Source organism: Roseobacter sp. GAI101 (assembly GCF_000156335.1).
In the GTDB taxonomy this organism is placed as follows: Bacteria; Pseudomonadota; Alphaproteobacteria; order Rhodobacterales; family Rhodobacteraceae; genus Sulfitobacter.
Genome location: NZ_DS999213.1, coordinates 60,511 through 82,344, shown reverse-complemented (window position 1 = coordinate 82,344; position 21,834 = coordinate 60,511). Strand labels below are relative to the sequence as shown.

Genomic DNA, 21,834 nt, shown 5'->3' with positions numbered 1-21,834 from the left:
CGACCCTTCGCCAGTCCCTTTTGCGGGGCCAACGCCGCAGGTACGTTGCAAAAGGCAGGACAGCGCCGGCAATCATCTAGGCACCACAGAAAAAACCGGATAGCGTGGCGCAAAATGGCAAACCGTCAAAGGCAGCGCGTGCAGTACCCTCTACGTCAAAACATGATCCGCAACCTGTGCATCAGCCTTTGCGCCCTCGCCCTTTCGGGCTGCGATCTGCCCGCCACAAGTGACGCGATCCCCGAACCCGGCGTGCGCGAGGCGACGACCCAGGGCCCTGCAGGTGCCGTCCCCGGATCGTGCTGGGGCCGCACCGTTTCGCCCGCCGTGATCGAAACCGTAACCGAGCAGGTGCAGGTCCAGCCCGCGCAGATCAGTTCAACCGGTGAAATCCAGTCCTTGCCGATCTACCGGACCGAGACGCGCCAGAAGATCGTGACCCAACGGCAGGACAACTGGTTCGAAACCCCTTGCACCGACCGGCTAAATGCCGACTTCGTCGCCACATTGCAGCGCGCGCTTGAGGCCAGAGGTATTTATAAAGGCGAGATTTCCGGCCATTATGATGACCCGACGCGGGCGGCGATGCGGGAATACCAGATTGCCGAAGGTGGCCCGGACAGCCCTGTCCTGGCTTTGACCACCGCAAGGTCCCTGGGCCTGATCGCGGTAGAGCGTAAACCGGCAGAGTGACCTGGAAACAAAGACTTACGGCGCGAACTTCATAGGAAGCGTGAAGCTGTGCACGCCCGGGGCAAGGCCCTTGGGCGCAGTCGCAATCCGCGCAGACTTCACCGCGGCGATGGCCGCTTGGTCAATCTGGGCGATGCCCGAGGATTTGCGCAGCGACACGTTCATGACCGCACCGCGCGTATGTACGGAAATCGCCAGCGTCACGGTTCCGCGTGCGCGGGTGCCAGACGGATATCGTTTGCGGCGCTCTACGCTGGTGCGGATTTGACCGCCCCATTGGGCCATGAGGTGCTTGGCATTGCCGGGCTTGGTTTTGGTCGCGGCCCCGCTGTCCGACCTCCCGCGCGCCGCTTTGCCCCCGCCGCCGGCAGCTTTCTGCGGAGCGATGTTTTTCGTGGCCTTGGTTGGCGGCGGCGCTTTGGCCTTGGGCTTGGCTGGTTCGGCCTTATTTACCGTCTTCACGGGGGCGGGCGGACGCAGTTTCGGGCGGGTCTGTGCGATCTCGGGCCGGGGCGGCGGGGCAACGCTGCGGTCGACCTCTGGCAACGCCGGGGCCTCACTGACCAATGGCGGGGCCAACACCGCAGGTCGGGATATGGCACGATCGGGCAACGGTGCCGCAAGCGGCAGCGCCGTGGGCTCCATCTGGGGCACCGGCTGAGGTTGCGCTACGGTCTGGGCGGCTGTCACCGGCTGTTCCCACGCCGTTACCATGTCCTGCATCGATGCCGTCGCGGCGGCCAGGGTGATGGCCGCATCACCGCCTGCCCCCGCCGACGCCCTTTGCCCCGACGGCGCGACATAGCCCACGGAAAGGTGCAGCGCGGTCGCACCTGCCAGAAAGAACGAGAATTCAAACAGCTGTTTCATGGGTTACGGATCACCAATTCGACCTCTGCCTGCCCGATTTCCGCCAACCGCGCAAGGGTTTGCGCAAGCGCACTTGTGGCCAGGCCAGCATCCGCACGGATCGTCAGCGGCGCGTCTGTGGCGCGCGCGGCCAACCCCTCCCAAGCGGCATCGCCTAGCAGACCGTCGAATGCCGCCGATCCGTCGGCGGATAGATACAGCGTCAGGTCGCCTGTAACGTCGCCCTGGCTTTGCGTTTGGGGCAAGGTCAGATCAAACGGCGGCGCGGGCATGATGGTCGCGGACATCATGAAAAAGATCAGCAGCAAAAAGACGACATTGATCATCGGGACCACGGATTCGGGCGCTTGTCTGCGGCGGGGGGCTGCAAATCTCATTCGTTCACTCCACCACCACAAGGCTGTCGAAACCGGCCTTTTGCAACACCTGCACCACATCCAGCAAGCGCTGGAGATTTGCCGCATCGGACCCGCGCAAGATGATCGTATCGCCGGGCTGGGTCATCAAGGGTTCCAACGCCTGCGGCAGCGCGTCAAGCGTCACGGCCCCCCCGTTCAGGGTCAGCGTTTCCGGCGCAACCTGGATCAGGCGCGGCGGGCCTGCATAGGCGGTTCCGTTGCCCGCGCCCGACAGGCGCACGGCAGCGTCCTGACCGAACTGCGAGGCCAACATGAAGAACACCAAAAGCAAGAACACCACGTCGATCATCGGCGTCAGGCTGGGCTTGCGGCTGCGCCTTGGTGCGGAAAAGGCGAACATCAGCCTTGTGGCCCTTGGGTGAAGATGCGCGTGGCGATGTCTTCAAGGTCGCCTTGAACGGTGTCGGCAATCGCCTCGAACCAGCTCAGGGCGACGGCGGCGGGGATCGCGACGCCCATGCCTGCGGCAGTGGTCAAGAGTGCCTCCCAGATGCCGCCGGCCAGTACCGACGGATCCGCCTGCCCGCCGGTGGTTTCCAACGCCTGAAACGCTTCGATCATACCTAGAACGGTGCCCAGCAGACCGATCAGCGGGGCGATGGTGACGATCAGCTCAAGCGGGCGCAAACCACTGCGCAACTGGGACAGCACGCGGGCGGCGATGCGCATCACCTCTTCGCGGGCCAGCGCGTCGGGCAAGCGGCGCGCGGCGAACACCTCCGCGACGAAGCGCGCACGCAAGCCCTTTGGGGCACCGCTTTGCCCCGCCAACAACGCTTCGGCCCCGCTGCGCGACCATGCGCCAATCAACATCAGCCGCCAAAGCTTCCACAGCACAATCGCCAGAACCAGCACGGACAGCACTGCAATCGCCCAAAGCGCAGGGCCGCCGGTGTTCAGAAACGCAAGCATCTGGGGTGTCATGTCAGGACCTCGAGCGGTTGAAAGATCAGCCCTTCCGGCGTCTCTTTTAGGTAAGCGGAAATGCCGAAGGCAGCACGGATCAGGTCGGGGGTCAGCACATCGCGCGGCGCACCGTCTGCTGCAATGCCACCATCATGCAAGATCACCAGCCGCGTGCAATGACGCGCCGCCAGCCCCAGATCATGGAGCGATACCAGCACCGAACGTCCCTCGGCGGCAAGCTGTCCAAAGGTTTGCATCGTGGCGATCTGATGCGCCGGATCAAGCCCGGCGGTGGGTTCATCGGCCATCAGCAAAGGAGCCTCTTGCGCCAGGCTGCGCGCGATCAGAACCCGCGCCTGTTCCCCACCGGATAATCGCGTCGTGGTGCGGTGGCGAAACGGCTCAAGTCCCATGCGGACGATGGCACGTTCGACCGCAGCCTGATCCGTGGCGGTCATCTTTTGCCCTCGCGCCAGATGCGGCGTGCGTCCCAGCCGGATCAGTATTTCCACGTCGACGGGCCAGGCGATCTCTCGGGATTGAGGCATCCAGGCGGCAGCACGGCCCCTGTCCCGTGCCGTCATGGCGGCGATCGAACTGCGGCCCTGCGACGGGATCAACCCCAAGGCGGCGCGCATCAATGTGGTCTTGCCGGCACCATTCGGACCGATCAGGCCGACGACCTCTCCGGCGGCGATGTCCAGCGTGATCCCGCCCAGGATCTGCCGCCTGCCGCGTTTCACGCCGAAATCCTGCAACGACAGCACGTTCATACCCCGTCCCTCCGGGTGCGGTAGATCAGATGCAGGAACAACGGCGCGCCGACCAATGCCGTCACCACCCCCAGCTTGAGGTCGCGTTCGGGCAGTACCACGCGCACGAAAATATCAGATGCCAGGATCATCGCCGCCCCGCCAAGCGCCGAGGCCCAAAGCAGTGCACCGGGCCGCGCGCCGACCAGTGGCCGCAGCAAATGCGGCACCACCAACCCGACAAAACCGATCGCCCCCGCTACCGCGGTCGAGGCACCGACCACCGCGGCTGTGCCAATCACCAGCGACAGGCGCAACCGGGTCAGATTGATGCCCATCGCTTCGGCCGCGTCTTCGCCCAGCGTCAGCGCATCCAGCCCGCGCGGCAGGCTTGCCAGCAGCAGCCCGCCCGCCACGATCAACGGCAGCGCGATCCAGACATGCACCATGGACCGGTCCGCCAGTGATCCCATCATCCAGAAAACAATCTCGCTTGCCGCATAGGGATTGGGCGACAGGTTCAGCACCAGCGACGTCAGCGCGCCCGCGAAGGCAGATATCGCGATGCCCGCAAGGATCAGCGTCAGCGACGAGCCGCGCGGCCCGGCGAGCAACAGCACCAGAAGCACGCCGATCAGCGCGCCACCAAGCGCCATCATCGGCAAGGCCAACGCAATGGCGGCCGCAAGCCCGGTCTGGATCGACAGCACCGCCCCCAACGCGGCAGAGCCTGACACGCCAATCAGCCCCGGATCGGCCAGCGGGTTGCGCAGATAGCCCTGCATCGCCGCCCCTGCAAGCCCGAGAGAGGCCCCGATCAACAGCCCCAAGATCGCGCGCGGCAGGCGTATCTCGCGCATCACCAAAGTCATCGGGCCGTCTTCGCCAAGGATCAGCGCATGCAGGCTTTGGACAGGCGAGATATCGGCAGGGCCAATCAGCAAAGTGCCCATGAACAGCGCCAGCACCAGACTGCCGAGGAGGATCGCCAGACGCATCATGCCAACCGTCCCTGACCGCGATTTGCGACCTGAACGAAAGCATAAGCGAGCGCCAGAGGTTTCCGCGTCGCGTGCGGGACGCCCCGAAACGCGGAAAAGGCGGGCGCATCAGACGTGCGCACCGCAAGGCAAGGGATATACCGCGCCCTAGAAATTCGCACGGAAACCAACATAGGCTGCGCGGTCCGGGCTGCCGTAGCCCCAGACATCCACCGCTTCGTCCTTGAACAGATTGGTGACCCGCGCGGTCAGGGTGTAGGTATCGTTCACCTCGTATTCCGTGGCCACGTCGACCGTGGTATAGGCGGGCAGTTCGGCCGTCTCATAGGTGCCGAAAAACTGCGTGTCATAGTTGCCAGACACATGGCGCAGATCGACGGCAACCTGCCCGCGCCCCCCAAAGGTTTCGACCGTGGCACCAAGGCTGAGTTCGTGGCGGGGCCTGCGAATTTCGACGCTGCCATCGGGGTTCTTGGCATTCAGATAGGTGTAGGACATCCGCAGTGCTACCGCGTCCGTCGCCTGAAGGTTTCCTGCGATTTCAACGCCTTTGCGCGTGCTGTCGCCTGTTTGGTTGCCATAGGTGAACGCCCCGCCCCCCAGGGATACCGGCGAAATCTCGTCGGTAAGCGTTTCGTCGAAATAGGTCACATCAACGGTGCCGCGCCCTTGAAGAACTGGAAATTCGGCACCGATATCAAAGCTTTTGTTGCGCTCGGGATCCAGATCGGGGTTGCCCGTATAGCCGAACGCATTGGCATAAAGCGAAAAATAGGACGGGTTCAGCACCCCCGTCCCCATCGAGCTGTGCAGGCGGATGTCGGTGTTGGGGACCAGATAGGACAGGGCAACGTTCCATGTCGTCGCGTCTTCGAACAGGTCATTGTCGTCATGACGCACACCCGCCTGAAAATCTAGCCCGCCGGACAGGCGCGCGCGGTATTCAACAGCCACCGATTTAGAGGACCGCTCGTAAAGCGGTGTCATCGGGCTGCTGTCGGCGTGGGTTTCCAGCATGACGTTCAGCAGATGGTCGGCCTCGGCGACGGTGTTGCCGTCCAGACCATAGCTAAGCCGGTATTTCACCACATCCGCATCGGTCTGGGTCTGGGGCGCGCCATCGCGTCTGGCCTTATTCTCGGTCCGCTCGTAGGCCAAACGATGGACAAGCCGCCCTTCGAGCATCGCATATTCCGCAAAAACCGAGCCGATGACTTCCTTGCTGTGGCCCATCAAGGTTGTGTCGTCAACGATATAGGAATCCGCATCCGTGGCCGCGAAGTTCGTGGCGTCAAAGTCGAAATACTCTTTCGATCGGCGCAGGACGAAGCCCAGCTTTAGCGTGTCCGTCACCAGATAATCGCCGCTCAGGACCGCCGTCAGACGGTCGAGCTTGTCACGTTCACCGCCATCGCCGGATTGGTCAAAGCTGGGGTCGCTGCGGCGCGACAGGGACAGCGAAATGCCGCCGCGTTCGTCACGGCGCGACAGGAACACGCTGCCTGCGGTCGCGCCGCCGACTTCGAACGTGCCATCATAGGTTTTGCCCACGGTGCCTTTGCGGGTGATGATGTTGATCACACCCGTCGTCGCGTTCGATCCGTAGACCACCGATTGCGGGCCGCGCAGCACTTCGATGCGTTCGATGTTGGTGGTCTGAAGGCCGCTGAAGGTATATTCCCCCTCGCCACCCGCAAGCTGCACGCCGTCCAGCAGCACCAGCGTGTGACGCGCCTCGCCGCCGCGCATCCGCACCTGCACAAAGCCGCTGCCTGCACTGCTGACCGATACACCGGGCAAGGCGCGCAAGGCGTCGACCACGGTGGAAATGCCGCGATCCTGGATTTCCTGTGCAGTCACGACGGAAACGGACCGGCCGTATTCTTGCGCAGCAATGGGCGACAGCCCGCCCGAGACGATGATTTCGTCCAGCGCGAATGTTTCCTGCGCAATGCCCATCGTAGTGGAAAATGCCAAAACGGCGGCGGATGAAAGCAAGGATGTCTTCAACATCATGATAACCCTTCGGATTTGACCGATCAGCGGCCAAATGACGTGCGATGTCAGTAAAGGGACGGACGTCCCCCGCAGACGGTGAAGCCACCACAGCGGAGATTCCGCAGCCCAAACGCCCCTAGCGTCCTGAGCAGGGTGATCACTTCGGCAGGTCTCCTGACTTGCGGGTCGACACTAAACCGGACCTTCCCATCATGGCATTCATGACAGTGGCATATGCCGGTTTCGCTCGCCGCTTACAGTTGCGGGGGCAGTCGTGGCATTGGCTTCTGCCGCACCACGTTCCCTTTTAACCAGACGACGCACCGCCCGGACCAAAGTACAACCGTGCTACATCCGGTTAAATCAATTGTGAAGAGTTTTCTTAATCCTTCCTTAATTACTTAACCGCGCGCGCATTCACCCGTGGAAGGCCGCCACCGTCTTGAGGGTCGAAAACCCGTAGAGCGCCTCGAACCCCTTTTCGCGGCCATGCCCTGAGAGGCCTGTGCCCCCGAAAGGCAATTCAACGCCGCCCCCTGCCCCGTAGTTGTTCAGGAACACCTGCCCCGCGCGCAACTGCTTCGCCAACCGCATCTGGCGCGCGCCATTTTGCGACCAGACCGCCGCGACAAGGCCAAACGCGGTACCATTGGCGATCTGCACTGCCTCTTCTTCGGTGTCGAAGGGAATGATGACCTGTACGGGGCCAAAGATTTCCTCTTGGGCCAGCACATGATCCGGGGCGACGCCCGCAAACAGCGTTGGTGCCACATAGGCCCCCTCTGCAGGCGCATCCGCCATGATCTGACCACGCCCGACGGCTTCCAGGCCTTCACCCTTCGCAAGATACCCTTCGACGATGGATTTCTGCCGGGCCGAGATCAGCGGCCCCACATCCAGGTCCGCAAGCGCAGGCCCGACGCGCAACGCATCATAACGCGCGCCCATCGCCGCCACGACACGGTCGTAGACGCCGCGCTGCACCAGAATGCGCGAAGCGGCAGAGCAGGTCTGACCCGCGTTCTGTATTCCAGAATTAACCAAGAACGGCAGAGCTGCGTCGATATCGGCGTCGTCAAACACCAGTTGCGGCGACTTGCCGCCCAGCTCAAGCGTCACAGGGACCACATTGCGCGCGGTCGTTTCCTGGATCAGCTTGCCCACGCCGACCGATCCGGTGAACGAAATGTGATGCACGCCCGGATGGCGCGTCAACGCGGCCCCCGCGTCCATTCCCAAACCCGGCACGACATTCAGCGCGCCATCGGGCAGACCGGCCACCCGTGCGATTTCCGCAAAGGCAAGCGCGGTCAAGCACGCCTCTTCGGCGGGTTTCAAGACTGCGGCATTGCCCATCGCCAGCGCCGCCCCGACCGAGCGTCCGATGATTTGCATCGGGTAATTCCACGGAATGATGTGCCCCGTCACCCCGTGCGGTTCGCGCAGCGTATAGACGGTGTAGCCATCCAGATAGGGAATCGTTTCGCCATGTACCTTGTCACAGGCACCGGCGTAAAATTCCATGTAGCGCGCCAGTGCCAGCACGTCGGCGCGGGCCTGCTTTAGCGGCTTGCCCACATCCAGCGCCTCAAGCCGGGTCAGTTCTTCGACATTGGCCAGCACGCCCTGACCGATTTTGGCCAGCACCCGTCCGCGTTCGGCGGCTGTGGCGCGGCCCCATTCGCCTTGCAAGGCGGCTTCGGCGGCACGCACCGCGCGGTCGATGTCATCAGCCGATCCGCAAGCGATCTCGCACAGGGCCGATCCGTCCGACGGGTTGACCAACGGCACCCGCGCCGCTGCTGTCGAAGGGACCCATGCCCCCCCGATAAAACAAAGGGATGGATCAAGGCCAAGGGGGGTGAGGGTCATTGCAAAAGTCTCCGATACTGATTTGCGGACACATCATCACAGATCGCGCGCCACTGCGAGAGCGTTTTGAAATCTCTGTCACAGGGGCGTGAACCTTTCGGGCGGTTGCGCGTTACCCTTAAAAGCTTTTGCATTGGAACATACCTTGGACCACATCCACTCCATCCGGCGCTCTTTGCAGATGCTGGTTCTGATCTCGCTGTTTGTGACGGCCTATTTCGCGAAGGACCTGATACTGCCGATCGTGATGGGATTCCTGCTGGCCCTCACGCTTAGCCCCGTGGGACGCGGGTTGAACCGGGTTGGCGTGCCGCATGCCGTTTCAGGGTTTCTGCTGATCTCGGCCACCGCTTTCAGTATCCTGTCCGTGGTCATCCTGTCCGCAGGCACCGTCGCGATCTGGAGCGATGAAATCCCGCAAATGGGCCTTGAGATCAAACAAAAACTGTCCGGTGTCAGCGAAGCCGTCGAAACGATCCGGTCCGCAAGCGCCGAGGTTGAAAAGATCGGAACCGGCGAAGGGTTCAAGCCGCAAGAGGTGATCGTGCGTCAGCCGGGCCTGATGGACACCGCTATGGACACGGTCAGCACCACTGGCGCATCCCTTGCCGTGACGTTGATTTTAGCGCTGTTCCTGCTGTCCTCGGGGCAGATGTTTTACCTCAAGCTTGTGCAGTCGATGCCGACGCTCACCGGCAAAAAGCGCGCGTTGCAAACAGTCTATGACGTTGAGAAACGCGTATCCCGGTATCTGCTGACCATCGCGTCGATCAATCTGGTGCTCGGCATTCTTGTCGGGCTGTATCTTACCGCGTTGGGTCTGCCGTCCGCCTATATCTGGGGAATCGCGGCGTTCATGCTGAATTTCCTGCCCTATATTGGCGGGTTTGTTGGCGTGCTTCTGGTCGGGGGGTTTTCGGTCGTGACCTTTGACAGCCTTGGCTTCGCCCTACTGGCACCGTTCGGATACCTTGCGCTGACCATGATTGAAGGCCAGATTATCACGCCATGGCTGGTGGGCCGGCGGCTTGAGATGAACACCGTGGCGGTTTTTCTGACCGTTGTGTTCTGGGGCTGGCTTTGGGGCATCGCGGGCGCGTTGGTCGCGGTGCCGTTTCTTGTTGTGTTCAAAGTCATCTGCGAAAACTTTGAACCGCTGCATACCATCGGGAATTTCCTGTCCGCAGAGCAGGTCAAACCCGATGATACGCAGGCGGAGCCCAATACCGCGTCAGCCGGCGAGTGACGGAAGCCACAAGACGATCGACGGGAATGCCACCAGCAACGCGATGGTCACCGCATCTGCCATAAAGAACGGCGTGACACCTTTAAACACGTCCTGAACGGTCAGATCATCGCGCACACCGGCAACGACAAAGCAGTTCAGGCCGATGGGCGGGGTGATCAGGCAGAACTCTGCCATTTTCACCACGAGGATGCCGAACCAGATCGCACACATCGGACCGGACATGCCGAAGGCGGAATCCGCAGCCGACACCAGTTCGCCGCCGTTCAACGCCATAACGGCGGGGTAGACCACCGGCAGCGTCAGCAGCAACATCCCGATGGCATCCATGAACATGCCAAGGACTGCATAGGCCAGCAGGATGCAGATCAGGATCAGGATCGGTGCCATGTGCAGCGATGTGATCCAGTCGGCAAAGGCCTCGGGCAGTTCGGCAAAGCCGAGGAACCGCACATAGATCAAGACACCCCAGATGATCGAAAAGATCATCACCGTCAGCTTGGCTGTCTCGAGCAGGGCGTCCTTCATCTGGCCCCACCGCATGCCGCGGTAAAGCGCCATCAGGAACACGATGAACGCGCCCACGGCACCGCCTTCCGTCGGCGTGCCCCAAGCGTCGCCGAAGGGGTTGTAGACGAAGAAGATGATGATCACGACCACCGCCACGATGGGCAGCGCTGGCGGCAGGCTTTCAAAGCGCTGCTTCCAGGTGAACCCGCTCACGGGGGGGCCGACGTTCTTCCAGATCATCGCGATTCCGATGATCAACGCGGCATAGACGACGGCGGAAAATACGCCGGGAATGAACCCTGCCAGCAGCAACATGCCGACATCCTGTTCGACGATAATGGCATAGATCACCAAGATCGCCGACGGCGGGATCAGCGAGGCAAGCGTGCCGCCAGCAGCGACGACGCCCGCCGCGAATTGCTTGTTATAACCGATCTTCAGCATCTCGGGGATGGCGATGCGGGCAAAGACCGCCGCCGTGGCCACAGATGCACCCGATACGGCCGCAAAGCCTGCGGTGGCGAACACGGTCGAGACCGCCAGACCGCCCGGCACCCAGGCAAACCAGCGTTTGCACGCTTCGAACAGGGCCGTTGTAAGCTTGGCGTAATAGGCAAGATAACCGATCAGGATGAACACCGGAATGAGGCTCAGCACTTGCGAGCTGACCTTTGAGTGAGGGGTCAGGCCCGCAATCTTGGTGCTGATCTCGACCGCTTTCCAAAAGCGGGCCGGGTCATAGTCGAACCCGTTCCAGCGCAGCCAGATCAGGCCAACATAGCCCGCAAGCGCCGCGGCAAAGGCCACGCGCATGCCAAGCACCACAAGCACAAGCATGCCGAGTGAGACATAGATGCCAATTTCAATAGATTCCATCAATCCGCCCCTTCCAGCGCCTTGGCTTCCGCCATTGCCTGCTCTTCAATCGTCAACGTCAGCGGTACGGCAACAGGATTTTCCAGCCCCAGAACCAGCGCACGTCCGTATCCCCAGACCTGCAACAACAGTCGCAGGGCCAAAATCCCGAAGGCCACAGGCACAACCAGTTTGCTGGGCCAGATCGGCAGGCTGATATCGATGGAACTGTCGCGTGAACACCATGGCCGGGTGCAATCGAACGAGCGGTCAAAATGGTCCCAGGCACCGGATGTCAGCGCGATCACCAATACCAGCATCAACAACACCGACACCAATTCGAAGAACCACAAAGCACGGCCCCTAAGCTTGCTGACCAACATATCCATGCGAATATGCGACCCGTCGCGCTGCACATAGGACACGCCCATGATCGCAATGATCGGCATCGCGGCTTCGATATAATCAACATAGCCCAACAGAGGACTGCCGAAGAATTTACGCGCCGTCACCGAATAGGCTGCCAGAAACATCAATGAAAAAACCGCAAGGCCGCTTAAAAGAGCGCCGAAACGCTCCAGCGGCAGTAACATGCGGTCGAGTTTGCTCAGTAGGCTGGAATCTTCCAGCACCGCGGCGGAACCTGCCATCGCCATACCCCCTTTTTTTATGCGTGAAGGGCTGCGCGAAACCCGCACAGCCCTTTGTGATCAGATGCGGGGGGCATGACGCGCCCCACCTATCAATCAGCTGCCGCTTTTCGCTTCGGCCAATGTCTTGACGACCAGATCATAAAGCTCCTGACCTGGCAGGCCCTGTGCTTCCATGTCCTTGATCCATGTGTCGCGGATCGGATCGGCGGCCGTGGCGCGGAACTCGGCGATCACCTCGGGGGCGATCTCGACTTTCTCAACGCCTTTTTCTTCCAGAACCGCATCCCACCGCTTCAGCAGTTCGGCGTAGTTTTCCAGATAGTAATCCAGCGCTTCGTCAACCGAGGAATCAAGCGCTTCACGCTCTGCATCCGACAGGCTTTCGTAGGCGTCGAGATTAACCACGACCGGGCAGTTCACGGTGCCAGGGTTCAGGTTGGCTGTCCACCAGTCAGCTTCGTTGATGGTGCCAAAGGACAGGTGCGCGTGCTGCGCAAAGGCTACCGTGTCTACAACACCGGCTTCCATCGCCTGGAATGCCTCGGCAGAGGTCACGGATGTCGGCACACCGCCAACCGCTTCGAATGCCTGGCCGATCCCGCCTGTGGCGCGGACACGCATGCCCTTGAAATCTTCAAGAGTGGTGCGCGGATCGCCGGTGCCCACAAGGTTGTACTGCGGCATGGGCGACGTCATCAGCAGCTTTGCATTCCACTGCGCCATTTCTTCGGCGGCGGCGGGGTGGGCATAAACGGCGCGGGAAACCGCGACTTCCTGCTCAAGGTTCTCGACGCCGAGGAACGGCAGTTCCAGAACGGTGATCACGCGGTTCTTGTCGCGGTGGTAGCCGGCACAGAACTGCGCCATCTCGAAGGCACCGATGGAAATCCCGTCAAGGTTTTCGGTGTTCTTGGACAGACCGCCATAGCTGACGTTGATGGTGAATTCGCCGTTTGTCTTCTCCGAAACAAGCTCGGCGATCTTTTCGACGTGCTCGGTAAAGGCGCGGCGCTTGCCCCAGACAGAGGCGTTCCATTCAGTCGCAGCAGCCTGTGAGGCGAATGCAAAAGTGATGGCGCAGACAGCTGCGCCGTTCAAAAATTTGTTCATTGGTTTCTCCCTTGGTGCGGACATTGCGGGCCCGCTTGTCGAATTAGTACCTGCGGCGGGCCGGTCTGCCAACCCCGAAGACACGCCCCGGGCGCAGATTCCAGAGCCTTCGGCGAGGATTTTAGACCATTTGGAACGCAGGACGGCGCAACGTGCGCATGTGTTGACACCGAATTGCTGCCCATCGCGCGGAAATTCAGTGGTTTTGACGATAAATTTACAAAATCGGGAAATTTCGGGAAAACTCTTTACAGACAAAGGCTGAGATTACAGATGCTTATTCCCTTCTTTTCCGTTGCCGTTATGATCCGGCGAGGGAGGACCGGATGGCCTGGCGGCAGATCCGGCCGAAAACGATCAAAGTTCTGAGGGAGGAACCGATGTCAAACGCTGCTTCAACCACCTATCCACCATCCACCGAGATGGCCGCCAAGGCCCATGTCGATGCTGCGAAATATGACGCGATGTACAAAGCCTCGATCGAGGATGCGGACGGGTTCTGGCGCGATCAGGCGCAGCGCATTGACTGGATGACACCATTCACGACCGTGAAAGACGTCGATTTCACCCTTGGTCAGGTCAAGATCAACTGGTTCGCCGATGGTGAATTGAACGTCAGCGCCAATTGCATCGACCGCCACCTTGAGACACGCGGCGATCAGACTGCGATCATCTGGGAACCCGACAGCCCCGAAGAAGGCGCGCAGCACATCACCTACAAGGAATTGCACGCCCAGACCTGCAAGATGGCCAATATCCTGCGCGACCTTGGTGTCGGCAAGGGCGACAGGGTCGTGATCTATCTGCCCATGATCCCCGAAGCCGCCTATGCCATGCTGGCCTGCGCGCGGATCGGCGCGATCCATTCGATCGTTTTTGCAGGGTTTTCGCCCGATGCGCTGGCATCGCGGGTCAATGGATCGGAAGCCAAGGTTGTGATCACCGCCGATTACGCGCCGCGCGGGGGCAAGGCGACCCCGTTGAAGACCAATGCCGATCAGGCGCTGCTGCACTGCAAGGACAGCGTCAAATGCCTTGTGGTCAAGCGCACGGGCGGCCAGACCACATGGACAGAAGGGCGCGATTTCGACTACAACGCGCTGGCAAAGGACGCCGCAGACACCTGCGCGCCCGAGGCCATGAACGCAGAGGACCCGCTGTTCATCCTGTACACTTCAGGATCCACCGGGCAGCCCAAGGGCGTTGTGCATTCCACCGGCGGGTATCTGGTCTATGCCGCGATGACCCACGAGATCACATTCGATTACCATGATGGCGACATCTACTGGTGCACGGCGGATGTCGGCTGGGTCACGGGCCACAGCTATATCGTCTATGGCCCGCTGGCCAATGGTGCGACCACATTGATGTTCGAGGGCGTGCCGACCTATCCCGACGCCAGCCGGTTCTGGCAGATTTGCGAAAAGCACAAGGTGAACCAGTTCTATACCGCCCCCACCGCCATTCGTGCGCTGATGGGCAAGGGGCGGGAATTCGTTGACGGCTGTGACCTGAGCAGCCTGAAACTGCTGGGCACCGTGGGCGAACCGATCAACCCCGAAGCGTGGAACTGGTACAATGACGTGGTTGGCAAGGGCAATTGCCCCATCGTCGACACGTGGTGGCAGACCGAAACCGGCGGCCATTTGATGACCCCCCTGCCCGGTGCCCATGCCACCAAGCCCGGTGCCGCGATGAAACCGTTCTTTGGCATCAAGCCCGTCGTGCTGGAACCCACGTCGGGCGAAGAGATCGCGGGCAATGGCGTCGAAGGTGTCTTGTGCATCGCCGACAGCTGGCCCGGCCAGATGCGCACCGTCTGGGGCGATCACGAGCGGTTCGAAAAGACGTATTTCAGCGATTATGCGGGCTATTACTTTACCGGTGACGGCTGCCGCCGCGACGAAGATGGCGACTACTGGATCACGGGCCGCGTCGATGACGTGATCAATGTGTCGGGCCACCGCATGGGGACCGCCGAAGTGGAAAGCGCGCTGGTCGCACATCCCAAGGTGGCCGAGGCCGCCGTGGTCGGATACCCGCACACCATCAAGGGCCAAGGCATCTATTGCTACGTCTCGTTGATGGCGGGCGAGGAACCGACCGATGACCTGCGCACAGAGCTGCGCAATTGGGTCCGGAACGAGATCGGCCCGATAGCATCGCCCGACCTGATCCAGTGGGCCCCCGGCCTGCCCAAGACCCGGTCCGGCAAGATCATGCGCCGCATCCTGCGCAAGATCGCCGAAAACGACTTTGGCGCGCTTGGCGATACGTCGACCCTTGCAGAACCCGAAGTGGTGGATGACCTGATCGAAAACCGCATGAACCGCTAGAATTTTCACAAAACCGAGAGAACAGGGGCATCCGGACGGGTGCCCCTTTGCTTTTGGCAGCCCCGCGGCTTTGCCGACTGGACAATCCGCCGCCCTCATGGCACCGCTGCGCCATGAAAAATAACATGCAACATTTCAAACTTGGTGCCGATGCAGACGACCACCTGCGCCGCGCGTTCGGCCGCTTTGGGACGGGCGTGACGTTGATCACGGTGCAGACCGCCAACGGGCCGTTGGGCATGACGGCGAATTCATTTTCATCCGTGTCGCTGGACCCGGCGCTGGTGCTGTGGTCTGCCGGGAAGAAATCGAAACGCCATGATGCCTTTGCGACTGCCACGCATTTCGCGATCCATGTTCTGGGTGCGGACCAGCAGGATGTAGCAGACAGCTTTGCGGCAGACGGCTTTGCCTTTGGCGCGTTTGACTGGGCTGCTGGCCCGAATGGTGCACCGACCCTTGCGGGCTGCCTCGCGACATTCCACTGCGACACTTATGATGTTCACGCTGCGGGCGACCATTCGATCATCGTGGGCCGGGTCACCGATGCCGCGTTCCATCCCGATGCGGATGCACCGGCCCTGATGTTCGAACAAAGCCGTTATGGCAGCTTCATCGCTGCCAAGGACTGAAGTCAGTAATCCTTTTCAAAGAAGATACCGATCCCGGTGTTGCCATCCGACCCGACGCGGCCCTTGGCCTTGAGGTTCTTGGTGATGTCCAGGTTGATCGAGATATCAGCCGTCCCGTCTGACGCCGCCGTCACATCCGTATAGACATTGTCCGAGATGTATTTCCCCGCACGCACCGCCGTGGCCCCGCTGTCTGTGGTGGTCACGTCCAGATCGTCCAGCCCGAACCCCGACCGCAAGTTCGAGATCACACCGACGCCGCCGCGCCCTGCCAGCGTGGCCACGGCACTGGCCAGTTGCAGCGCCTGAAACGCCGAGATTTCCGATATATTGCGCCCGAACAAAAGCTGCGCCAGCACCTCGTCCTGAGGGGCCGACGGGGTGGATTCGAATGAGACCCTCGGTTCTGTCGCGGGACCTTCGATGATGATGCGCACCTCGCCCGTTGCGGTCGAGGCCGCGGTGACAAAGCGCAGATACGGGATCAGGTCGCCTTGGAACTGCACCGCCCCTTCGCTCAGGTCAAAACGTTTGCCCAAGATGTCCAAACGCCCCCGGATCAGATCGACACGCCCGGCCGATATCACGCGATTGGTCGTTCCCGTCAGGGTCAGCCGCCCGCCAAGTTCAGCATCCAGCCCTCGCCCGCGCACAAAGATGCGGTTGGGCATGTTGATGCCGATGTTCAGCCCAAAGCCCGGCCCGCTGCTGCCCTGCGCAGGGTCGGTGCCCGCGTCGTTCCCTTCAAGGCCCGCCTTGCGCCGAGTGGCCAGCACATCGGCAGGTGCCCCGACAAAATCGATCTGCGGGATGTCCCCGATGCTGGTCATGCCGGTCGACGGCACCGTGACCGACGTTTCGCCGACATCAATCTGGCCTTCGATGCGGGCACCGCCCGTCAAGGGCCCCGCAACCCGCAGATTGCCATTGAGGATTGTCCGGTAAAGCGACGGATCGATCAGCACCAGATTGTTCAGCCCGATCTGCAGGTCCGCCGGCAAAGCACCGGTCAAAATGACCGCGCCGCCCACCTTTATCTGACCGCCATCGGCGCTGTCCGCCGATAGATCAATCTGCGCGCGGTTGTCGCCCAGACGGATGTCGGCCGCGATATTTTGCAGCGCCACCCGCAGGTTCGGTGCCGACAAAGACGCATTCGACGTCCGGATCGTCCCGCTGACAGACCCCAGCTGTGGAGGCCCGTTCACGGTCAGATCAAACGCCGCCTGCCCTTGCAGGCTGCGCGGCGCGATGAACGGTGCCGACAGCCCCAGCGGCGCGTTGCCGTTAATATCAAGGTTCAGGCTGCCGTCGGTCCCGACCAGTCCCGCCACAGTGGCCTGCGTCCCCGCAGGTCCTGCCAGATTGGTATTCAGCCGCCATCCGGCGCTTTCCTGCTGTGCCGACCCCGTCACGTTCAACGGTCCCACAAGCTTGGGGACCAGGGCGGCCAGGTTGGGGATCGTCACATCGTAATTCAGCGTCGGATTGCTGCCTGTGACCACGCCCTGCACCGCCGCGCGCGCGGCATAGGGGCCGGTGGCATTGGTATCAATCGCGATCCCCGTCGGGGTCTGTCGCACCGACCCCTTGGCGGCGAATGGGCCGGACACGCCCGGCACCAGCGGTTGAACGTTGGGCACCGACACATCGAATGTCAGCGACATATCCGGCCCCGTCGCCAACCCTTCGACCATCGCGCGCGCGCCATAAGGACCGGTCGCCGAGGTATCGACAAAGAACCCCTTTTCAGTCTGGCGCAGCCTGCCGGTGGCGTTCAACGGTCCGTTCACCTGCGGCACCACGGCGTTCACGTTGGGAACTGCCGCGTCAAAGCTGATGTCTATCATCGGCGTCAGCGCCCCCTGCACCGCGACCTGCGCGGCATAGGGGCCATCGGCCACAGCGTCGATCACGAAACCGGCTTCGGTCTGTTTAAGGTTCCCTGACGCGGTCAGGGCCCCTGTCATTTGCGGTGCATAGGCCTGAACACGGGGGATGGAGGCCGTGAAATCAATATCAAGCGGGGTCAGCAGGCCTTTGACGGTTGCCGCAACATCCTGCGGTGCGCTGGCCTTGCTGTCGATCTGCCAGCCGTCAGGCGTCTGGCGCAGCATGCCGTCTAGCGCCACCTGCCCGCCGACCGGCGCATCCGGTACGAAATCCTTGATCTCGGGCACCTCGGCGGTAAATGTCAGCGCGGCATTTGGACCTGTGGCCAGTCCCTTGGCGGTGATCGCGGCATTGTACGGTCCGTCTGTCGCCGCGTCGATGGTCCAGCCGCGACTGTCCTGATCGGCAGTGGCACTGATCGTCACGGGGCCGGAGTACTGCGGCATGACCTGCCCGATATCATTCAGTTTCGCGTCGATCCGCGCCTGCGAGTTATTGCTGCGCAGTTCAACCCCGCCCGTCGCAGACAGGGCTGCATTCTCAAGCGACAGATCGCGGATGAAGGTGCCCGTCTCGTCGCGTACAGCCCCGAGGCTGAGGGTGGTTTCGCCAGCCAACAGGGTGTCGGCCTGTTCGATACCGACTTTCAAATCACGGGTCAGCCCCGCAATCCGCAGATCGAACGTACCGTCCAAAGGCACGATCTGGCCTGACAGATCGACATTTGCTGCCCCATCCAGGTCGCGCCCTGCAAGTGCCGAAAACCGGCTGATATCCGCGGCCTCAAGCCGGGCCTGCAACTGGGTCAGGAAATTTTCGGCGGGACCGCTGATCGTCACATCGCCTGCCAGCCCGTAATCAGCACCGGAAAGTTCCAGCCCGGTGATCTGCGTCGGCGTGCCTTCGACATAGGCGATATTTGCACGCCCGTTGAGGGTGTCACCCAAGGCCTCGGACACGGCGGCATCGGTCAGGGTCAGGCCCTTTGTGGCAAAGACCAGATCACCGTTGAATTCGCCGACCGTACCGGCACGGCCCTGCAATGTGCCATCCAGCTGCAACTGCGCTGTATCGATCGCAAGCGCATCTGTCGCCAGCCCTGTCACATCGAATGTCGCATCCAGCGCTTCGCCGGACCCTGCGTCATATTTCACATCCAACGCCACGCGCTGCACATAGGTGTCGGCTCCGGCAACGGGCAACAACACGCGCGACCCATCTGCTGCCGCCACGGTTCCGGTGATGTCGATCAGGCTGGGCCATTTGTCACTGTTCAGCGTGACCTTGCCCTGCAAATCAGCCGATTGCGCCTTTAACGCAAAATCGCTGACATCGACGCCACCATCCGCCTGCACCAAGGCATCCAACGTCAACGCCACGTCGGTGCCAAAGAATTCGCGGTATTGCGACAGGATCAGCGCGGTCACATCCCCGCTGAGGTCTGCATTGATCCGGCGGTCCGGATCAGCAGGGTCGCCCAATTCCGCCACGCCCACCTGACCGGAAAGCCGGGGGGAGCCATCGGTCGACAGGGTGATGTCCGTCTTGAAGTCCGACAACGGCCCCTGCCCTGCGACCGTCAGATCGACCGACGGTTCATTCGGGATGTTGAGCGTACGCGCCACGATGCCTTTTTCATCCTCGGACAGGTTCACCAGCAGATCCAGCAGGTTTTCACCGCGATCCAGATTGGCGGAAATTCCGAATTGACCGCCTTTGCCATCGGTACGGCTGGCGTCGATCTCAAGCTTGAGGACCTCGTCGTTCAGCAGCGCATTCGCCTTCAGCGTCAGTTCAGCCGCTTCGCCCAGAATAGGCGCGCCAAGGATGATTTCATCGACCGCAAAATTGGCGACGTCTATGGATACCGGCAGGTCGGGAATTGTCGGAAACACGAATGGCGTCGCCTCGGGGTCTGGCAACGTATCCTCTGCAGCGACGGGCAGACGGGGCACCGAAAGGCGTTGCGCGGTCAGGCCCTGCACCTCAAGCCGGCCACGTAGCAGGGCCGATCGGTTCCAATCCAGTTCGACCTGTTCCAGCGTCAACCAAACGCCCTGATCATCGGAAATCGTCATGCGCTCAAACGAGGCGCGCGAACTGAGCGCCCCAGCAAAGCCGTCTATGCTTACCGTCCGGCCCGCCCCGCTCAGGGCGTCTTGGATGGTTCGCGTCAGAAACCCTTTGTCGTCTTCCTGGGCGGTGGCCACACTGGCCACCAAAATCATTACCGAAATCAGAAAACTGCGTATGAAATGGATCAAAACGATTGTCCAATACCTATATAAACCTGAAAATTATCCGCCGTCTCGGGCCCTGACGTCGGCACTGCGACGTCAAAGCGGATGGGGCCGATGCCCGTCGCATAGCGCAGCCCGAGACCCGCGCCGGAATGCCACTGGCCAGACCCATCGTAAAATTCTTCCGCGCCGATATAGCCCGCATCGGCAAAGGCCACGACACCGATGTTTTCACGCACGGCGACCCGCGCTTCGGCGGACAGACCGACGAAACTGCGCCCCCCGACCGTATTGCCGCCGCCCAGATCAACCCCGAGCGTCTGGTAGGGTTGCCCCCGCACCGTGCCGCCGCCGCCCGAGTAGAACAGATAATCCGCTGGGGCCTGCGCAAGTTCGGGGCCATAGACCGACCCCAACTGCCCGCGCAGCGCAAAGGTCACCGGGCGCTCGGTGCCGAAGGTCTTGTAGGCGCGCAGATCAAGATAGCTGCGCGCACCGCTGGCGGACCCGGCAAGGGCCAGAAACGGCGTCACGGTGGCCCGGGCAAAAAAGCCGTCCTTGGCGTCCAGCCGGTTGTCGCGATAATCATGCTCGGCGCTCAGCGGCAGGGTCAGAAGCGTGTAGGTATTGGTGCCGAAGGCATCGCGCGTTTCGGCAGTGCGCAGACCAATGCCCGCGCTATAGGTGCGTTCCTCGCTTGCGATCCGTTCGATCCCGGCCTCAAGATCAAGCTGGCGGGAAAAGAAATTCACCTCGTCAAGCTGCTCAATCTCGGCCAGAGCATAGAAGTTCGTGTCGGCGTTAAAGGTCGCCGGACGCTTGAACCGCGTGGAAAGACGGTAATCGGTGCCGCCAGACTCGCCGCCGATCCCTTTGATCTCGCCCTCGACCCGCAGGCTTTCTGCCCCGCCCAACAGATTGCGGTGCAGCCAGAAACTGCTGAGCGTCACCCCTTCGAGCGAAGACAGTTCAGCGCCAAAGCCGAAACGACGTGGCGGCGCATCGGTGATCTGGGCCGTGATGGGCAGAACATCGGGGGCGATGATTTCGTCAGCCTCGATCATGGCGACCGCACTGAAGGCACCGGTGCGCCGCAGCCGCGTGGCGGCAAGGTCAAGCTGCTCTTGACTATACACCTGCCCCGTCGGCAGGCCGGCGATCTTTTGGATGCGGTTGGTCCGAACGGCACTTTCACCTTTGATCGTCAGCGCACCAAAGCGCAGGCGCGGCCCCGGAGCCAGCTTGAGCGTGGCGCTGATCGTGCTGTCGGGAACCCTTGCGGTCAGTTGCTGGCTGGACAGCGCCGCCTTGGCGTGCCCCTGATCGCGCCAGCCTTCGATGCCTGCAGAAACGGTTTCTTTCAGCACGCCAAGGCTGGCGGTCTGACCCGTGGCAAAGCCATCGGGCAGTTCGGTCCCTTCGGCAATCGGCTTGATTTCAGCCTTGGAAAAACTGAACTTCTTGCCCGGCTCAATCGCGATCACGGCCTTGTTGATCTGCTTTGGCGGGGCCACGGGCGCGATAGCTGCGGCATCCACACCGTCCACAGTGATCTTGATCACCCCTGCAAAATAGCCCTGATCGTACAAGACCGCCAACAGCCGCGCGTAATCGGCCTGGGCGGCGGCAAGTAGTTCCTGCGTGCTGGGCGTGGCATCTTCGGCAGTTTGTTCGCGCAGCAATGACCCGCCCGCAATCGCCTCGTAAAGGTCGGTGCCCTCGGCGATGCCGGTGATGTCCAGCGTTGCGGCGATGCCCGCGCCACCGGTCCAGGCAAAGGCCATCGCAGCGGCAGTCACCTGCAAAGCACCCCTGAAACCGTTCTTACCTACTCGCACCATGGGGCAC

At 61.7% G+C, this 21,834-nt stretch carries 17 protein-coding genes and 1 riboswitch; of the genes, 4 read left to right on the top strand and 13 right to left on the bottom strand.

Annotated elements, in window-relative coordinates; all coding sequences use genetic code 11:
- The first annotated feature begins 138 nt into the window (after positions 1-138).
- Complete coding sequence (locus RGAI101_RS00365; protein WP_254655222.1) at positions 139-693, top strand: peptidoglycan-binding domain-containing protein; 555 nt, start codon at positions 139-141, stop codon at positions 691-693.
- A 15-nt stretch (positions 694-708) separates the two neighbouring features.
- Here RGAI101_RS00365 and RGAI101_RS21150 read toward each other — a convergent pair whose 3' ends face one another.
- The 8 genes from RGAI101_RS21150 to RGAI101_RS00325 all read right to left on the bottom strand — a co-directional run bounded on the left by RGAI101_RS21150 (position 709) and on the right by RGAI101_RS00325 (position 8,511).
- Positions 709-1,563 (bottom strand): TonB family protein, encoded by an 855-nt coding sequence (locus RGAI101_RS21150; protein WP_008228222.1) that lies wholly within the window; start codon positions 1,561-1,563, stop codon positions 709-711.
- Entirely contained in the window at positions 1,560-1,940 is a 381-nt protein-coding gene (locus RGAI101_RS00355; protein ID WP_037226954.1) for an ExbD/TolR family protein, read from the bottom strand. Before RGAI101_RS00355 ends, RGAI101_RS21150 begins: the two co-directional genes overlap by 4 nt.
- A gap of 4 nt (positions 1,941-1,944) precedes the next feature.
- Positions 1,945-2,322, bottom strand: a complete 378-nt coding sequence (locus RGAI101_RS00350; RefSeq protein WP_008227536.1) for an ExbD/TolR family protein — start codon at positions 2,320-2,322, stop codon at positions 1,945-1,947.
- A complete protein-coding gene (locus tag RGAI101_RS00345) occupies positions 2,322-2,906 on the bottom strand; it encodes a MotA/TolQ/ExbB proton channel family protein (protein ID WP_008226736.1) in 585 nt (194 codons plus the stop codon). Before RGAI101_RS00345 ends, RGAI101_RS00350 begins: the two co-directional genes overlap by 1 nt.
- Positions 2,903-3,661, bottom strand: a complete 759-nt coding sequence (locus RGAI101_RS00340) for an ABC transporter ATP-binding protein (protein WP_008226958.1) — start codon at positions 3,659-3,661, stop codon at positions 2,903-2,905. The genes RGAI101_RS00345 and RGAI101_RS00340 overlap by 4 nt, the downstream gene beginning before the upstream one ends.
- Positions 3,658-4,641 carry a FecCD family ABC transporter permease gene (locus RGAI101_RS00335; protein ID WP_008226691.1) on the bottom strand — a complete coding sequence of 328 codons (984 nt, stop codon included), beginning with the start codon at positions 4,639-4,641 and terminating at the stop codon, positions 3,658-3,660. The genes RGAI101_RS00340 and RGAI101_RS00335 overlap by 4 nt, the downstream gene beginning before the upstream one ends.
- Before the next feature lie 147 nt (positions 4,642-4,788).
- The gene (locus RGAI101_RS00330; RefSeq protein WP_254655221.1) at positions 4,789-6,654 is read right to left on the bottom strand and encodes a TonB-dependent receptor plug domain-containing protein; all 1,866 of its coding nucleotides are present in this window, start codon (positions 6,652-6,654) and stop codon (positions 4,789-4,791) included.
- Between the two features lie 132 nt (positions 6,655-6,786).
- Positions 6,787-6,991, bottom strand: a riboswitch (cobalamin riboswitch).
- A 65-nt stretch (positions 6,992-7,056) separates the two neighbouring features.
- Positions 7,057-8,511 (bottom strand): aldehyde dehydrogenase family protein, encoded by a 1,455-nt coding sequence (locus RGAI101_RS00325; RefSeq protein ID WP_008225570.1) that lies wholly within the window; start codon positions 8,509-8,511, stop codon positions 7,057-7,059.
- Between the two features lie 133 nt (positions 8,512-8,644).
- Between RGAI101_RS00325 and RGAI101_RS00320 the strand changes: the two genes are divergently transcribed.
- Positions 8,645-9,757, top strand: coding sequence for an AI-2E family transporter (locus RGAI101_RS00320; RefSeq protein ID WP_254655220.1), 1,113 nt, complete (start codon positions 8,645-8,647; stop codon positions 9,755-9,757).
- Here RGAI101_RS00320 and RGAI101_RS00315 read toward each other — a convergent pair.
- The 3 genes from RGAI101_RS00315 to RGAI101_RS00305 form a co-directional block, all read right to left on the bottom strand.
- Positions 9,743-11,143, bottom strand: coding sequence for a TRAP transporter large permease (locus tag RGAI101_RS00315; RefSeq protein ID WP_008226552.1), 1,401 nt, complete (start codon positions 11,141-11,143; stop codon positions 9,743-9,745). The two genes, RGAI101_RS00320 and RGAI101_RS00315, sit on opposite strands and share 15 nt — an antisense overlap.
- Positions 11,143-11,772: a TRAP transporter small permease subunit gene (locus tag RGAI101_RS00310; RefSeq protein ID WP_037228810.1), complete on the bottom strand. Its 630-nt coding sequence runs from the start codon at positions 11,770-11,772 to the stop codon at positions 11,143-11,145. Before RGAI101_RS00310 ends, RGAI101_RS00315 begins: the two co-directional genes overlap by 1 nt.
- 96 nt (positions 11,773-11,868) lie before the next feature.
- Positions 11,869-12,885, bottom strand: a complete 1,017-nt coding sequence (locus tag RGAI101_RS00305; RefSeq protein WP_008228891.1) for a C4-dicarboxylate TRAP transporter substrate-binding protein — start codon at positions 12,883-12,885, stop codon at positions 11,869-11,871.
- 380 nt (positions 12,886-13,265) lie between these two features.
- Here RGAI101_RS00305 and acs point away from each other — a divergent pair, with 380 nt between their 5' ends.
- Positions 13,266-15,221: an acetate--CoA ligase gene (gene acs / locus RGAI101_RS00300; protein ID WP_037228808.1), complete on the top strand. Its 1,956-nt coding sequence runs from the start codon at positions 13,266-13,268 to the stop codon at positions 15,219-15,221.
- Between the two features lie 125 nt (positions 15,222-15,346).
- Positions 15,347-15,853 (top strand): flavin reductase family protein, encoded by a 507-nt coding sequence (locus RGAI101_RS00295; protein WP_037226949.1) that lies wholly within the window; start codon positions 15,347-15,349, stop codon positions 15,851-15,853.
- Between the two features lie 2 nt (positions 15,854-15,855).
- Here the strand turns inward: RGAI101_RS00295 and RGAI101_RS00290 are convergent, their stop codons facing one another.
- Positions 15,856-20,010 carry a translocation/assembly module TamB domain-containing protein gene (locus RGAI101_RS00290; RefSeq protein ID WP_008228450.1) on the bottom strand — a complete coding sequence of 1,385 codons (4,155 nt, stop codon included), beginning with the start codon at positions 20,008-20,010 and terminating at the stop codon, positions 15,856-15,858.
- Positions 20,007-21,827 carry an autotransporter assembly complex protein TamA gene (locus tag RGAI101_RS00285; RefSeq protein ID WP_050763166.1) on the bottom strand — a complete coding sequence of 607 codons (1,821 nt, stop codon included), beginning with the start codon at positions 21,825-21,827 and terminating at the stop codon, positions 20,007-20,009. The genes RGAI101_RS00290 and RGAI101_RS00285 overlap by 4 nt, the downstream gene beginning before the upstream one ends.
- Positions 21,828-21,834 lie beyond the last annotated feature (7 nt).

What these genes read in the sequence shown, in the direction of transcription:
- RGAI101_RS21150 (WP_008228222.1), bottom strand. Translation starts at nt 1,563, where the DNA reads ATGAAACAGCTGTTTGAATTCTCGTTCTTTCTGGCAGGTGCGACCGCG.
- RGAI101_RS00355 (WP_037226954.1), bottom strand. Translation starts at nt 1,940, where the DNA reads ATGAGATTTGCAGCCCCCCGCCGCAGACAAGCGCCCGAATCCGTGGTC.
- RGAI101_RS00350 (WP_008227536.1), bottom strand. Translation starts at nt 2,322, where the DNA reads ATGTTCGCCTTTTCCGCACCAAGGCGCAGCCGCAAGCCCAGCCTGACG.
- RGAI101_RS00345 (WP_008226736.1), bottom strand. Translation starts at nt 2,906, where the DNA reads ATGACACCCCAGATGCTTGCGTTTCTGAACACCGGCGGCCCTGCGCTT.
- RGAI101_RS00340 (WP_008226958.1), bottom strand. Translation starts at nt 3,661, where the DNA reads ATGAACGTGCTGTCGTTGCAGGATTTCGGCGTGAAACGCGGCAGGCGG.
- RGAI101_RS00335 (WP_008226691.1), bottom strand. Translation starts at nt 4,641, where the DNA reads ATGATGCGTCTGGCGATCCTCCTCGGCAGTCTGGTGCTGGCGCTGTTC.
- RGAI101_RS00330 (WP_254655221.1), bottom strand. Translation starts at nt 6,654, where the DNA reads ATGTTGAAGACATCCTTGCTTTCATCCGCCGCCGTTTTGGCATTTTCC.
- RGAI101_RS00325 (WP_008225570.1), bottom strand. Translation starts at nt 8,511, where the DNA reads ATGACCCTCACCCCCCTTGGCCTTGATCCATCCCTTTGTTTTATCGGG.
- RGAI101_RS00315 (WP_008226552.1), bottom strand. Translation starts at nt 11,143, where the DNA reads ATGGAATCTATTGAAATTGGCATCTATGTCTCACTCGGCATGCTTGTG.
- RGAI101_RS00310 (WP_037228810.1), bottom strand. Translation starts at nt 11,772, where the DNA reads ATGGCAGGTTCCGCCGCGGTGCTGGAAGATTCCAGCCTACTGAGCAAA.
- RGAI101_RS00305 (WP_008228891.1), bottom strand. Translation starts at nt 12,885, where the DNA reads ATGAACAAATTTTTGAACGGCGCAGCTGTCTGCGCCATCACTTTTGCA.
- acs (WP_037228808.1), top strand. Translation starts at nt 13,266, where the DNA reads ATGTCAAACGCTGCTTCAACCACCTATCCACCATCCACCGAGATGGCC.
- RGAI101_RS00295 (WP_037226949.1), top strand. Translation starts at nt 15,347, where the DNA reads ATGCAACATTTCAAACTTGGTGCCGATGCAGACGACCACCTGCGCCGC.
- RGAI101_RS00285 (WP_050763166.1), bottom strand. Translation starts at nt 21,827, where the DNA reads ATGGTGCGAGTAGGTAAGAACGGTTTCAGGGGTGCTTTGCAGGTGACT.